General features: G+C 67.4%; 13 protein-coding genes. 4 read left to right on the top strand and 9 right to left on the bottom strand.

The genetic code is table 11. The features are described 5' to 3' along the window. Positions 1–91: 91 nt before the first annotated feature. Together ACSBP4_RS09040 and ACSBP4_RS09045 are read left to right on the top strand one after the other, a co-directional pair. On the top strand, positions 92–1,219 hold the full coding sequence (locus ACSBP4_RS09040; protein ID WP_435552014.1) for a saccharopine dehydrogenase family protein: 1,128 nt from the start codon (positions 92–94) through the stop codon (positions 1,217–1,219). A gap of 141 nt (positions 1,220–1,360) precedes the next feature. Beyond that, on the top strand, positions 1,361–1,756 hold the full coding sequence (locus tag ACSBP4_RS09045; protein ID WP_006650105.1) for a hypothetical protein: 396 nt from the start codon (positions 1,361–1,363) through the stop codon (positions 1,754–1,756). Between the two features lie 9 nt (positions 1,757–1,765). Here ACSBP4_RS09045 and ACSBP4_RS09050 read toward each other — a convergent pair whose 3' ends face one another. The 3 genes from ACSBP4_RS09050 to ACSBP4_RS09060 form a co-directional block, all read right to left on the bottom strand. Further along, a complete protein-coding gene (locus ACSBP4_RS09050; RefSeq protein WP_435552015.1) occupies positions 1,766–2,638 on the bottom strand; it encodes an aminotransferase class IV in 873 nt (290 codons plus the stop codon). Beyond that, a complete protein-coding gene (locus ACSBP4_RS09055) occupies positions 2,635–2,874 on the bottom strand; it encodes a hypothetical protein (RefSeq protein WP_435552016.1) in 240 nt (79 codons plus the stop codon). Before ACSBP4_RS09055 ends, ACSBP4_RS09050 begins: the two co-directional genes overlap by 4 nt. Positions 2,875–2,982: 108 nt before the next feature. Beyond that, positions 2,983–3,702: a hypothetical protein gene (locus tag ACSBP4_RS09060; protein ID WP_435552017.1), complete on the bottom strand. Its 720-nt coding sequence runs from the start codon at positions 3,700–3,702 to the stop codon at positions 2,983–2,985. A gap of 942 nt (positions 3,703–4,644) precedes the next feature. On the opposite strand from ACSBP4_RS09060, the gene ACSBP4_RS09065 reads away from it, so the two are divergent. Next, positions 4,645–4,863, top strand: coding sequence for a HalOD1 output domain-containing protein (locus ACSBP4_RS09065; protein ID WP_435552018.1), 219 nt, complete (start codon positions 4,645–4,647; stop codon positions 4,861–4,863). 19 nt (positions 4,864–4,882) lie between these two features. Here the strand turns inward: ACSBP4_RS09065 and ACSBP4_RS09070 are convergent, their stop codons facing one another. The 4 genes from ACSBP4_RS09070 to ACSBP4_RS09085 form a co-directional block, all read right to left on the bottom strand. Further along, positions 4,883–5,536, bottom strand: a complete 654-nt coding sequence (locus tag ACSBP4_RS09070) for an anthranilate synthase component II (RefSeq protein ID WP_435552019.1) — start codon at positions 5,534–5,536, stop codon at positions 4,883–4,885. Next, positions 5,529–7,133 carry an aminodeoxychorismate synthase, component I gene (pabB, locus tag ACSBP4_RS09075; protein ID WP_435552020.1) on the bottom strand — a complete coding sequence of 535 codons (1,605 nt, stop codon included), beginning with the start codon at positions 7,131–7,133 and terminating at the stop codon, positions 5,529–5,531. Before pabB ends, ACSBP4_RS09070 begins: the two co-directional genes overlap by 8 nt. Positions 7,134–7,323: 190 nt before the next feature. After that, positions 7,324–8,055 (bottom strand): helix-hairpin-helix domain-containing protein, encoded by a 732-nt coding sequence (locus ACSBP4_RS09080; protein WP_435552021.1) that lies wholly within the window; start codon positions 8,053–8,055, stop codon positions 7,324–7,326. Positions 8,056–8,125: 70 nt separating this feature from the next. Then, entirely contained in the window at positions 8,126–8,929 is an 804-nt protein-coding gene (locus ACSBP4_RS09085; RefSeq protein ID WP_435552111.1) for a shikimate dehydrogenase, read from the bottom strand. 365 nt (positions 8,930–9,294) lie between these two features. On the opposite strand from ACSBP4_RS09085, the gene ACSBP4_RS09090 reads away from it, so the two are divergent. Continuing rightward, positions 9,295–10,239: a calcium/sodium antiporter gene (locus ACSBP4_RS09090; RefSeq protein ID WP_435552022.1), complete on the top strand. Its 945-nt coding sequence runs from the start codon at positions 9,295–9,297 to the stop codon at positions 10,237–10,239. Positions 10,240–10,281: 42 nt separating this feature from the next. On the opposite strand, the gene ACSBP4_RS09095 is transcribed toward ACSBP4_RS09090, so the two are convergent. Both ACSBP4_RS09095 and ACSBP4_RS09100 read right to left on the bottom strand, forming a co-directional pair. After that, positions 10,282–11,607 carry a DUF7344 domain-containing protein gene (locus tag ACSBP4_RS09095; protein ID WP_435552023.1) on the bottom strand — a complete coding sequence of 442 codons (1,326 nt, stop codon included), beginning with the start codon at positions 11,605–11,607 and terminating at the stop codon, positions 10,282–10,284. A 74-nt stretch (positions 11,608–11,681) separates the two neighbouring features. Next, positions 11,682–14,120: a PAS domain S-box protein gene (locus tag ACSBP4_RS09100; RefSeq protein ID WP_435552024.1), complete on the bottom strand. Its 2,439-nt coding sequence runs from the start codon at positions 14,118–14,120 to the stop codon at positions 11,682–11,684. Between the last annotated feature and the right edge of the window lie 62 nt (positions 14,121–14,182).

Genomic DNA, 14,182 nt, shown 5'->3' on the forward strand with positions numbered 1-14,182 from the left:
CCCGATTACCGGTCGCCCGTCCTGAACGTTTCGACAACGAGCGTGCATATGTCTGACGGAGTTTTAACCGCCTCTCCGCCAAACGCCGCCTATGGATTCCCTTCTCGTCTACGGCTCCTACGGCTACACCGGGCGACTGATCGCACGCGAGGCGGTCGCTCGCGGCGGGTCGCCCGTCGTCGCCGGCCGCGACGGCCGCGCGGTCGCCGAACAGGCCGACGCGCTCCGGGTCGAGGGCCGGACCGTCGACCTCGCGGCCGACGACCTCGAGCGCCGACTCCGCCCCTTCGACGCCGTCCTCAACTGTGCCGGTCCGTTCGTCGAGACGGCCGGCCCGCTGGTCGACGCCTGCCTCGAGACGGGGACGGACTACCTCGACATCACCGGCGAGTTCCCGGTCTTCGAGCGGCTCCGCCAGCGCGACGAGCAAGCCCGCGAGGCGGGGATCACGCTGTTGCCCGGCGTCGGTTTCGACGTCGTTCCCTCGGACTGTCTGGCGGCGTTTCTCAACGAGCAGCTACCGGCCGCCGACCAATTGCGACTCGGGATCAAGGGCGGGGGCGGCCTCTCGCGGGGCACCGCCCGGACGATGCTCGAACACCTCGGCGACGGCGGCGTCGTGCGCCGCAACGGCCGGCTCATTCAGGTGCCGACCGCGTTCCGGAGCCGCGAGATCGACTTCGGCGACGGCCCCGAACACGCCGTCACGATCCCGTGGGGCGACGTCGTCACCGCCGCCCACAGCACCGGGATCGAATCGATCGAGGTCTACGCCGCCGCGCCGTCGTGGGCGGACCGGGCCCTCTCGGCGGTCGACTCGCTGGGCTGGCTCCTCGAGCGCGGCCCCGCCGAGCGAGTCCTGAAGCGACTGATCGACGCCCGACTCGAGGGGCCGGACGACCGCCAACTGGCGACCGGCAGCGCCGTCGTCTGGGGCGAGGTCGTCGACGAGGCGACCGGCCGACGGGCACAGGCCCGGATCCGCACGCCGAATCCCTACGCCCTGACGGCCGAGTCGGCGGTCGCGGCCGCACAGCGGGTCCTCGAGGGGGGCCGGGTCCCGGCCGGCTTCCAGACGCCCGCATCGGCCTTCGGCAGCGAATTCGTCCTCGAGCTGTCGGCGACCGAGCGGGAACTGGTCGAGGCACCGGCCGAGTCCGGCGGGCAAGCGGCGGCGATCGGCGAGTCCGAGCGGCCGTCGCCGGTCGAGCCGCGGTGAATCGATCCGTTCGGCGGGAGTGGAGCCACGTTTTCCGATGGCACTCGAGCGGCGAGTCCCGGCGAGGCGGTCCCGAGGACTGCGGACCTCTTGGATAACCAACCACACTTTTGTGCGTCCGGCTCGAGCCGGTAGCTATCGATGTCCTCCGATCGACCCACCCTTCGCGAGCGGTTCAGGGACGATCTCCGGACCGGCTCGCTGCCGGTTTTGCTGACCGCGGTGCCGATCGCGATGGCGGTCGGGCTCGGGAGTACGTGGTACTGGGACGAGTTCGCCGGCGGGTTCATGCTACTCATGCTGCTCGGTGTGATCGTGCCGTCCATTCACGAAGCGCACTGGCCACAGGAGTGGCCCTGGTCGACCGACGTCCTGTGGACCGTCGCCGCGTCCGCCGTCGCGCTCGGGCTGTTCGCCGGCATCTATCTGCTCGCCGGGGTCCTGACCGAGGACCCGACCCACCGCGCAGCGATCGCCTTCGGCGTGACCAGCCTCGGCGGTTGGTCGCTGTCGTGGGCGATTCGACGGGACCGCTGACGACCGCCGTTACTCGTAACAGGTTCGCTCAACCCGCTCGTCGTACAGCCGCGCGAGCTGGTCGGTGACCGACCCGCCGCCGATCGCGTGGCCGTCCAGCGTCCCGATCGGCCGGAGTTCCCACGTTCGGTTCGTGAGAAACGCCTCGTCGGCCGCGCGGACCGCGTCCGGTTCGTATCGCCCCTCGCGGACCGACAGGCCGGCCTCACGGGCCAACTCGAGGACGATCTCGCGGGTGATCCCCGGCAACACCGGGCCGTCGGTCGTCGGCGTGTGGAGCGTGCCGTTGCGGACGAAGAACAGATTGCTCGTGGCCCCCTCGGTCACTCGGCCCTCGAGATCGCACATGAGCGCCTCGTCGCTTCCGGGCTCGAGTTCCGTGCGCGCGAGAATGCCGTTCAGGTAGTTGTGAGTCTTGGCGGCGGCGGGGATCGACTCGTCGGGTACCCGGCGCGTTTCGACGGTTTCGACGGTCGCCGGGCCGTCCCAGACGGGCTCGCCCTCGAGCCCGCCCCGCGGGAGGGGCTTGACGTAGACGACGACGGTGGGGTCGACCTCGGGGTCGGGCGTGAGCTTCCCCGGCTGGACGCCGCGGGTGATCGACAGCCGGACGTAGGCGTCCGCGAGGTCGTTGGCCGCCAGCGTCTCGTCGATCCGTTCCCGGAGGTCGGTGGCGGCGAGCCCGTGTTCGAGCGAGAGCGCCTCGCAGGTCCGCTCGAGGCGCTCGCGGTGGGCGTCCCACGCGAAAATCCGCCCGCCGTAGGCCCGCAGCGTCTCGAAGGCGGCGTCGCCGTACCGAAAGCCCCGGTCGTCGACGCTGACGGTCGCCTCGCTGGCGGGCTCGAGGTCGCCGTCGACGTGGTAGATGGGGTCGTCGGTCATGGCGGTGCGATCGTCTCGTCGTGGCACTCGGAGGTGTATGAAACTGCTGGCTGTGGCTCGAGCGCGCCGACTTCGTCCATCGATACGCCCTCGATCCGCCTGTCGTTCGGCTTCTTGTGTTCGTACACACGAACCTCCACGTCGTCGTTTTTTACGTTCTCGAGTAACCTATGCGGCCCTGAGGGGGACTTTTCATCACCCGATCTGAGAACCGACTGTTCTCTCGAGGCGATCATCGGTTGATATGCACACGACGAGTCGCAACTCGTGTGCATATTCGGAGATCAGTTTCTTCGATGTGCAACCCCAGGGGGTGGATCAGAGAATGTGGTCTGAATAGCAAATTACTGATTATCAATTAGGTCCTCAAGCTCAAGGTCGTCATGATATTTGAAAATCGGTATAGTATAAACCATATTGTAAAGATCATTTATCAATTCTGATAGTATATTTATTTTGTTTAGGTCATCAAGGACAGATAGTGTAAAACGTTCCTCTACATCGTGTACTAACGCCGCTCGTACATCTGCTACATGCTTAATATCATCTAATCTATCTGAATCGACTATATCGCATGCAACCAATGTCTCTGCCCGGCCCTCGTAGGACCCGATCTGTGAAACGATAGCATTCTTTCCTGAATCGGGTAAATCGTCATCAACTAACTTCCTCACCAGTTTACCTAACATATCATATATTAGCTCATACGCCATCGAATATATAAGTGTGACTGTATTTCCAATAGTATATCTCCCCGATCGTTCTGCAAACCCCATTACAGCATCCTTGGAAACCGAAAACTGTTCAGCTTCAGACGCTATTTCGCTAACTTGTTCTAAATACATTCTGTGGCTGGCATTCACCATATCCGCTATTCTTATAGAAGTAATATAGTGGTATTCATGGTCCTCAATTTTAGCATGATTGGCACTAACAATATAATCGTTGCATGCATCAATCATCACGTTAAACGCGTCTTCAGGTGATTCTCTTGGATCAATACTTGCTTTGTCTAATCTATTCGCAACATATTCGCGCACATTAGAAAAAGTGGGTTCTGCCATATATATTGGATATTGACGATCAGATATGATTCTTTTGTCAAAGTATATAAATGAAAAGAGTATACAGAGATTCTAATAATCGAACCATTATCATTTGACCTTAGCCTCAATTTCCATCTCAACACTGATCCTACTCCTTCCCTCGAATTACTGAATTGCTTCAGCTGTAGTCAGTCCATGCTGGTTAGCGATCTCGGCAGCAAGGTCGTTTGCATAAGCTTCCGTTGGAGTTCGCTTATGCTGTCGTGCAAGTTCAACCAGGGCTAAAACAATCAACAGGTCATCTTGAGGTTGGCGCATGACGGTAATTCTGGCCTTGGCATCACGGATAAAACCCCGTAAGCGTATCTGACAAGCGGGGTTATCGAGGTCTTGCCACGGCCTACCAGCGGGGTAGCGTCTCTGCAACGTCCAGTATCGTCCTGTCCAATTTTCGCTAGCGCGGCGCGCGCTCTGCGCGCCGCGCAATTGCCCTGCCCCCTTAGGGGCACTCCATTTTGCAGATAGTACGGACGAACCGCGGCCGCAACCCTATCTCTCGAGTCACCAACCACACACTCAACCAGTAAATATCCTAACATTCTTTAGGATAGATTGCGTAACGCACAGACGCGCACGAAAGTGCGCTGAGCCGGAGTCCTGCCACCAAGCTAGCACTCCGGCTCAACTATCGCCCCCGCGTCGCGGGAGCAATCCACCATTGACGTTGGCGAAATAAAGACCTGCCGACGTCCGCCGACCGGTCGCGCCCGTCGCCGACTCCCTCGCTGGGTTGTGAACCGCCGTCTCGGGGACACACAGAACGACCTATGGTCTCGAGCATCACCATCCACTGCGACTGTGGAACTGACAACCGTATCGTACCGACCGACGGTCCGACCACGTGTCCGGACTGCGAGACGACGTTCGAACTCACGCTCCTCGAGCGCCCCACCGATCCCCATGCACCCAGCACTCGCCACGGCACTCACGTATATTGCGGCCCGTGAGGATCGTGCGGTGACGGGCCTGCCGCCCCTCTCCGAGGCGGTCGACACCGAGGCGCTTGCCGCCGTCCTCGAGTCGAACCCGACCGCTACCGTCCGCTTCGAGTACGCGGGCTACCGCGTCGTGGTGGGTCCCGACCCCGACGCGGTCACGGTGATCGAACGGGATCGCTGAGACCGCTCGAGCGGCTCGATCACGCGTCGGCGCGGGCGGCGAGCCGACAGAAGTTCGCGATCAGCTGTTTGCCCACCTCGAGCGAGATCTCTTCGCCGCTCCCGTCCTCGCCGGCCGCGCCCGGATCCGCCCGCGTGAGGATGCTTTCGGGGTGGAACTGCACCCCGAACTGGGGCTTCTCGCGGTGGCGGACCGCCATCAAAACGCCGCGCTCGTCGGTCGTTCGGGCGGTCTCCTCGAGCGTGTCCGGCAGGCCAGCGCGCTCCACCGACAGCGAGTGATACCGGCCGACCCGAAACGTCTCGGGCAGCCCGTCGAAGAGTCCCGTCCCGTCGTGGGTGATCGTCGACGGCTTCCCGTGGACGACCTCGGGGGCGTGGCCCACCGGCGCACCGTTGGCCGCACACAGCGCCTGATGGCCCAGACAGACCCCCAGAATCGGGTACTCGGTCTCGGAGAACAGCGGTATCGAGATCCCCGCCTCCTCGGGCGTTCCGGGGCCCGGCGAGACGACGATCCCCGTCGGCTCGAGGGCCCGAACCCCCGAGAGATCGATCTCGTCGTTCCGGCGGACCACGACGTCGTCCGCGAGTTCGCCCACGTATTGGACCAGATTGTACGCGAACGAGTCGTAGTTGTCCACGACGAGGACGCGGGTCCGCGACTCAGTCACCCTGCTCACCCCTGCCGGCCGTCTCCGGGTTCGCTTCGTCGCTCTCGTCCTCGAGGTCCAGCTCAGCCCGTTCGCCCAGCGCTTCGTCGACGGCCGTGATGAGCGCGCGGGCCTTGGCCAGCGTCTCGTCGTACTCGCGTTCGGGGTCGGAGTCGTGGACGATCCCCGCACCCACCCGGAGGTGGTACTCGTCGGCCTGCCGGACCAGCGTCCGGATGACGATGTCGAGTGTGGCGCGGCCGTCGAACCCGAAGATTCCGACGCTGCCGGTGTAGGGACCCCGCCGGGTCGCCTCGAGCTCGTCGATGATCGCCATGGTCCGGGGTTTGGGCGCGCCGGTGATCGTCCCGCCGGGGAAGACCGCCCCGATGGCGTCCGAGAGCGTGGCGTCGGGCCGGAGTCTGCCCGTGACGTTCGAGACGAGATGCATCACCTCCGAGTAGCGGTCGATCCGGCGGTACTCCGCCACGTCGACGGAGCCGTACGCACAGACCTTCCCGAGGTCGTTGCGCTCTAAATCGACCAACATCGCGTGTTCGGCCCGCTCTTTCTCGTCGTCCAGCAGGTCGGCCTCGAGCGCGTCGTCCTCGGCCGGCGTCTCGCCGCGGGGCCGGGTGCCCGCGATCGGCTCGGTCCGGACGAACTCGTCGTCGCGCTCCAAGAGTAGTTCGGGACTCGCACTGACCAGATCGGCCGCCCGGAACTCGAGCAGACAGGAGTACGGCGCGGGATTGACCCGCCGCAGGGCGTCGTAGGCGGCGACGGGGTGGACCGCGGCGGGCGCGACCAGCCGCTGGGAGATATTCGCCTGGAAGGTGTCGCCGTCGCGGACGGACGCCTTGACCCGGCGCACGCGGTCGGCGAAGGCCTCACGGCCGCAGTCGCTCTCGAAGGTCGCTTCGGGGCTCGAGACCGGCGGGTCGCCGACCGTCGGATCGCCCTCGAGAATCCGCTCGGCGAGGTCGAGCGCCCGCTCGCGGCCGCGTTCGTAGGCGGGCTCGATGGCGTCGTCGGCCGGCGCTTCGTCCGCGTCGCCGGTCCCGACTCGCGGGCAGGCCGTGATCCGCAGCGTCGTCTCGCCGTCGACCGGTGCCTCCCACGCCGCCAGCCGGTCGTAGACCGCGGCCTCGAGCCGCGGCAGCCCCCGGTCGTCGACGGCCGACTCGGGGAGGGTCTCGAGTTCGCGGGCGACGTCGTAGGAGAGCCAGCCGACGGCCCCGCAGGGGTAGGGGACGTCGCAGTCGCCCCGCGCCAGTCCGTCGGCGGCGAGCAGGCCCTCGAGGGCGGCCAGCGTCGGCGAATCACCCTCGGCTCGTGACACCGCGTCGGGGCCGACGGTGAGCCGGTCGACCGGATCGACGCCGAAGTAGCCCCAGCCGGGCTGGCCGCCGGTCGTCTCGAGGAAGGCGTCGCCCTCGCCGTCGCGGGCGCGACGGTAGGCGGCAAAGGGGTCGTCGACGGTGAGTCGCACTTCGACGGGAACGCGGCGTCCGGAGCGCGTCGCCGGGGCGTCACGGGGGGTCGACGCGCCGGGCTCGGGGTCCCGAGCGGCGGCGCGAAACGAGTCGAGCGTCGTGACGACGCGCGGGTCGCTCATGTGGCACGGAACGGAACGGATCGATAATCCTCTTGCGATTCGGCAGTCGGCCGACCGTCGAACGCGGGCGGGGACGCCGGCGGTCACGGGCCGCCGGTCGGCGGGGTCGACCGGCAAAACTGGGTCGGCTCGGAGAACGGGGAGAGACAGCGCCTCGAGACGGCGAGAGAGTGAGAGATCCGTGGGGTCGTTACCTGACTTCGGCGCGGTCGATCCAGCCCTGAATGCGCTTCTCGGAGATGTCGGTCTGCTCGGCCAGGTCGGCGGCGTCGGCGACGGCGAGTTCGCCGACGGTCTCGACGCCCGCGCCGGCCAGCCGGTCTGCGTAGGCCGGGCCGATCCCCTTGATGGAGTCGACCGGCTCCTGATTTTCCGGTTCGGGCTCGGCGTCGGGTTCGGCGTCGTCAACTTCGTCGTCGGTCTCCGCTTCGGCGACCGACTCCTCGAGCGCGGGTTCGGCGGCGCTTTCGTCCGCGGCGTCGGCTTCGACCGCCGTGTCCTCCTCGTCTTCGGCGTCGTCGGTCTCGGCTGCGGTTTCGGGCTCGGGTTCCGTCGACTCGGACTCGGCCGCCGCGTCGGCGTCGGGTTCGGCCTCCTCGACGGGCGACCCGGGTTCGGCCGTTTTCTCGGTCGTCGGTGCCGCGTCCTCGGTCTCCGGCCCGGTCGCCTCCGCCGCTTCGGCGGCCTCCTCCGGGCGATCGGGCTCGTCCGTCAGCGACTCCGTCGACGCCGCCGCCGTCGAGCCGGTCGCGGCCGACTGGGGCGGCTCGGCGGCCCCTTCGTCCGCCGCGCCCGCGTCGCTCCCGGCGTCGTCGTTCGATCGTTCCCGCTCGACCGTTACCCCGACCTCTCGAGCGCCCCCGCGCTCCGAGTCCGACTCGTCGAACCCCAACAGGGACTTCAGCTTTTGGAGGATTGCCATTATCTGATCGTAGTCGGTTCCAACACTTAAATTCGCCTGATACTGTCGGTCCCGCGGTGCTGGCGCTGGGTTACAGCCGCGAGCGCAGTGCCTCGTTCATCGCTTCGACCGGTGCGTCCCGGCCGGTCCAGATCTCGAACGCCTCGACGCCCTGATACAGCAGCATCCACGCGCCGTCGACCGTCGTCGCGCCCGCTTCGGCCGCGTCGCGCAGCAGTCGCGTCTCGAGGGGCTGATACACCGCGTCGAGGACGGCCAGATCGCCGTGGAGCGCGTCGGCCGGTACCGGCGTCGCGTCCTCCTCCATCCCGACGCTGGTGGCGTTGACCAGCACGTCGGCCTCGGACAGCAGCCGCTCGACGTCCGCCAGCCCGTGGCCGCTCGCCCGGGGGACTGCCTCGGCCAGCTGGCGGGCCTTGGGCTCGGTACGGTTGGCGATCGCGACCGTCGCGCCGGCGTCGGCCAGCCCGAACGCGACCGCCCGCCCGGCCCCGCCGGCCCCGACGACGACCGCCCGCGCGTCCTCGAGGTCCACGTCGTGGTCCCGCAGCGCGCGTAACGCGCCGACGGCGTCGGTGTTGTAGCCCGTCGGCGGCCCGGAGCCGGAGAAGTCGATCGTGTTGACCGCGCCGATCCGGGTCGCTAAGTCCTCCGGTGCGACGATCTCGAGCGCCTCCTGTTTGAACGGGATCGTCACGTTCAGCCCCGCGACCCCAAGGGCGTCGGCCCCCTCGATCGCGGCCGCGAGGGCGTCCTGATCCGGTTCGAAGGTCACGTAGCGGGCCTCGAGGCCGAGTTCGTCGTAGGCCGCCTCGTGCATCGGCGGGGACAGGGAGTGTCCCACCGGGTTGCCGAGGAGCCCGTACACGTCCATTGCCATCGTTTCCCGGTAGTCGGCACGGGGGACCTATAATGGGACCGGCTCCGGCAGGGACTCGTGGCTCGCTTTGATCACAGTAGCGGCCTTCGATGGGTGGTCCGGATTGCCGACAGCGACTACGGACAAGCGTCCTGCTATCGTGGCTGCAGGGAGCGGCCACGCCCTCCCCAGCCGATTCGCTCAGTCACTCCGTTCCTTCGCTCACCCCTCGCGCAGTTTCGTCGGCTGTCCTCACTACCGTTCGGCCAGCCGACAGTGCGCGCCACTGCAGCGAGACAGGCCGAGCGTGCGCAACGAGTGCCGACGCGGCGACGAGCTGTTTCGCGTCGCTTTTAGGCCCCTCGTGAGTAGCCGCCGCCATGCTTTCGGGAACGCCGTTGTATCTCCTCCTGTTGGCGGCCGGTATCGTCGCGCTGTATGGCGGTGCCGAGCTACTGGTCTCGGGGGCGGGGCGGCTGGCGCTCGGGATCGGGCTGCGGGCGACGACCGTCGGCGTGACTGTCATCGCCTTCGCGACGACCGCGCCCGAACTGTTCGTCTCGACTATCGGCGCGCTGAACGTCTCGAGCGACGTGGGACTGGGAACGGTCGTCGGCTCGAACATCGCGAACATCGGGCTCGTGCTGGGGGTGTCCGCGTTGATCAAGCCGCTTCCGATCGGCGATCGGGTCCTCCGCCGGCACGTCCCGACAATGGTACTCGCGGCCCTGCTCCTGGTCGGGCTGGGGGCAAACGGGCGGATCGGTCGCCTCGAGGGCGCGATCTTCCTGCTGGTGTTGGCCGGATTCACGGCCTTTCTCCTCTACTACGTGAACGCGGATCCGCCGTCGGTGGCCGACGATCCGGACGCCGACGCGGGCGTCTCGATCCGCGATATCGGGCTCGTCGTCGCCGGCCTGATCGCGCTGGTGGTCGGCTCGCGGTGGCTCGTCGCCGGCGGGACGGGGCTGTTGTCGGCGCTCGGCGTCCCGGACCTCATCATCGGGCTGACGGTGCTGGCGCTGGGGACGTCGTTGCCCGAACTGGCGGCCTCGGTCGTGGGTGCCGTCCGCGGCGAGACGGAGTTCGCGGTCGGGAACGTCGTCGGCTCGAACATCTACAACGTCCTCGCGGTACTCGGGGTCGTGGCGCTGATCACGCCGATCGAGATCCAGCCAGCGACGCTTCGGTTCGAACTCCCGGTCATGGTCGCCTTTACGCTCGTGTTAGTCGGCATGATGAGCTACGGCCGGCGGCTCACGCGACTCGACGGCGCGGCTCTCGTCGTCGGCTACGCCGGCTTCATAGCCTTGCTGGTCCTTTGATACGGTCTACTGTCCGTCAGTTACAGCAAACCGTATGAGCCGTCACATTGGCAGGGGCGTCCCGTCGGTTTCGTCGCCGGCGGTCGGCAGCCGGTCCAGCCGTGGTCCGAGCTGAGTGCGGACGACCGACACGACCGCATTCTCGCGGCCCTCGCCGGTGATCGCGCCCGCTCGTACTGACTCGTCGCCCACGTCGCGCTCGGCCGTCACGAGCATGGCCGCCTCGCGGTCCGCGAGGAGGACGTATCCGCACTGTGGCGCGTCCACCGGGAAACTGAACCAGTCGAACCGCGGTTCACAGACCGTCGCGGTCGGTACCGCCGACCGGACCGTGTCGCGAACGCGGGGCGACCGCGACGCCACGTAGACGTCGACTCCACGGTCGGCGGCATCCCGCAGGTTCTCGAGGCAGGTCGACCCGAGTAACACGGCGCTGGGCGCCATAACGAACAGTTCCTCGTCGGCCCCGGCGGCGATCTCGTCGCCCCGCTCGGCGACGTTCGCCTCGCCCTCGAGCGTCCAGCAGCTCTCGACATCCGTCCCCGTCCGTCCGCTCTCGTCCGAGTCCCGAGCGATCGGCTGCGCCGGGACCGACGGCTCGCTCTCGGGTCGCGCTCGTCGCGTCGAGTCGGACCGAACGAGCGCGGCGGCTTCGGCGAGCGGCCCGTCGGCGAGCCAGTCGACGTCCCAGTGTGGCGCGTCGGTCTCGAGCGCGGCCCGTCCCGACTCGTCGTCGTGGGCCACGAGCCCCGCAGCCGCGAGCGCAGGGAGGTGTTTGTGGGCCAGCTCCGTCGCCACGGCCGTCCGCTGCGAGCCGACCACGTCGGCGGGACGGTCCGCCTCGCCCTCCCGGACGAGGACGCCGGCGGCGAGGTCGTCGACGGCGATCGGTCCGCCCCGACTCGCGAGTTCGGTACAGACGATCAGACGCCGCGGCTCTCGGAGCGCCTCGAGGGTCCGGGTCAGCGTCTCCCCTGCGACGGGGACGTCGTCCCCGGTCGGATCCTTGAGGAGGCTCTCGACCCACTCGAGATCGAGGATCGGGTGGGTGGTGAGCGAGACCGCCGGGTCGTCGCCGTCGGCGTCCCGGGACAGAACACCGCGGTCGACCAGCCGCGGGACGTGCCGGTGAATCAGTTCGATGTGGAGGCGCTCGCAGTGGGCGTCGGGAACGATCGGGGTGCCCCGTTCCACGGCCGCGACTTCGGTCGCGAGGTCGGCGATCGGCATGGCGGGTCCCGTCGCTGTGGCGGCCGTCGGGGTTTGCCCCTCGCGGTCGCGCAACACGGCGAGGAGGGCCCGCCGGTGCGGGTCCGCGAGGACGTCCGCCGCGGTCGTCGTCAGCTCGAGGGACGGGGGGAAACTCATTGGCGGATAGAGACAGCGAGCGGTGGAAAGAACTGTACCAGCATACTCTGGTATCGCTCGGTGGTGCCATCGGCTCAGTCGTCGTCGCCGAAGTACGCCGAGAGCAGTTTCGCCTGTGCGACCCGGAGGTGCTGGTGGAAGGTCTGGCGGGCGATGTCGAGCCGGTCGGCGACCTCCGAGGCGTCGCTGTTTCGCGTCGGCCACTCGAAGTAGCCGCCGTGATAGGCCGCCTCGAGGGCGAGGCGCTGTTTCTCGGTCAGTGCCGACTCGACGGTCCGCCGGAAGTCCCCGCGGGTCCGGACCGGCCGATCGACGGTCCGCTTCGAGACGAGCCGGGTGTCGGGGTAGGCCGAGGTGATCGCCCCGACGAGTTCCCGGAGATCCGAGTCGGGGCTGGTCTGGACGGTTAACTCGGCCGAGCCCTCCCGGACGACCTTCGACTCGAGGCGGGCCCCGTACTCCCCGAGTAGCTCGGTGATCGTCGAGCCTCGGACGACGATCTCCCAGTAGCTCTCGTCGTCGTCGGCGTCGATGAGACGCAGTTCCGTGATCGCGGCCGCCTCGGTCGCCGCCGATCGGAGCGTGTCGGGTTCGATGCCTGACACGGTGAGATAGTAGACGAACACCTCGTCGGTCAGCGGCAACACGTGGTCGATCGAGAGATCGCAGCCCGCCACCCACGAGAGATCGATACAGACGTCCCCGCGGTCGGTCGACTCGAGTTCGAGTTCGACGACGGTGTCGAGATAGAGGAGTCGGCGGACCGCCATCGCGTTGATCGCGTGCCCGATGGTGCCGCCGAACTCCTGTAACACCTCCCGCTCGCGGTCGGCGAACGCCGACGGTTCGCGGGCGGCGATCACGAGCGCGCCGAGGGGGCGATCGCTCGCGACGATGGGGACGACCGCGACCGACGCGTACTCGCGGGCCGCCGCGTGGGTTCGCCACGCCGCGATATCGCTCTCGGGGAGGGCCCGGTAGCGCTGGACGCTCCGACTCTCGAGCGCCGGCGAGCCGTCGGCCTCGGCCGGGGGATCGACGAACGACGAGAGGAGATCCGCGTCGGCCGTCGGGTCGATCCCCGCCCCCGTTTCGGGCGTCCAGGCGTAGCCGTCCGTCCCACCGGGGTCCGCCCGACCGATGACGGCGAACCGGTAGGCGTCGGCGGCCGCGAACGCCTCGACGATCGCCCGCTCGATCTCGTCGCGTGTCTCGGCGGCGACCATCGTCTCGTCGATCGTCCGGACGATCGCATTGAGCCGCTCGAGGCGCTCGAGTTCGCGCTCGCGGGCCTTGCGGTCGCTGATGTCGCGGCCGACGCCGGTAAAGCCCAACACGGTGCCGTCGTCGTCGGTGATGCGGGCGCTGTTGAACTCGTAGGGGATCCGCTCGCCGTCCGCGGTGAGGAGCCGCCCCTCGGCGGTCACGCGCTCGCCGGCCTCGAGGATGCGATCGATCGCCGCCCCGATGTGGTCCCGGTCTTTCGGCGCGATGAATCGGAGCGGATGCATGCCGACGAGATCGGCCGACACGTAGCCGGTCACGTGCTGGAACTGATCGTTCCACTCGATCAGGTTCCCCTCGGTGTCGAAGGCATAGAGGATGTCCGGCTGGGCCTCGAGGACGCTCTCGGTGAAGGCCTTCTCCTCGCGGAGTTCGCGCTCGCGGGCCTTGCGGTCGCTGATGTCGCGACCGATGCCGGTAAAGCCTAAGACGGTACCCTCGTCGTCGGTGACACGGGCGCTGTTGAACTCGTAGGGGATCCGCTCGCCGTCCGCGGTGAGGAGAGCGGCTTCGACGGTGACGGACGTCTCGTGTTCGAGGACGCGATCGATCGACGCCGCGATCCGGTCCCGATCCGCCGGTGCGACGAACTCGAGGGGGTCCATTTCGAGCAGTTCCGACTCGGTGTAGCCGGTCACGTCCGGCACGCGATCGCTCCACTCGATGAACTCCCTCTCGGTGTCGAACGCGTAGACGATGTCCGGCTGGGCCTCGACAACCCGTTCAACGACGTGCTTCTCCTCTCGAGGCCGCCGTTCGCGCTCGTGGTCGTCGGTGCGGTCGTGGACGACCCAGACGTAGCCGGCCGGCTCGGTCGCCGCCCCTACCGCGACGCCGACGTCGTCGCCCTCGACCGTCGCCAGCACCTCGCGGACCCACACCCGGCCCCCATCGCTCGTGACGCGCCACCCTTCGGACTCGACCGTTCCGCTCGAGCGCGCGGCCTCGAGCAGTCGCTCCGGGTCGCCCGCCTCGCGTTCGGCCGCCGGAAAGAGGCGGCGGTACCGCGAGCCGACGGCCGCGTCCGCGTCGTATCCGAGAAGCGTTCGCGCGCCGTCGTTCCACGCCGTGAACTGCCCCTCGCCATCGAGGACCGCGATGGCAGCGTCGCTGACGACCGCGCTCAGGTCGTGGATCCCGAGTCGGTCGGCGATACGCCGACCCTCCCGTGTCCCGTCGCGATCGCTTCCGTTCCCCGACACCGATTCGTCGGGCGACTCGTCGATCATTGCTCCCCAACCACGGTGTTTCGTGCCATCTACTCCCATGGGTGAAAAGCTACGGGCCGCGT

This window comes from Natrinema sp. CGMCC1.2065 (assembly GCF_051225675.1).
GTDB classification, from domain to species: domain Archaea; phylum Halobacteriota; class Halobacteria; order Halobacteriales; family Natrialbaceae; genus Natrinema; species Natrinema thermotolerans.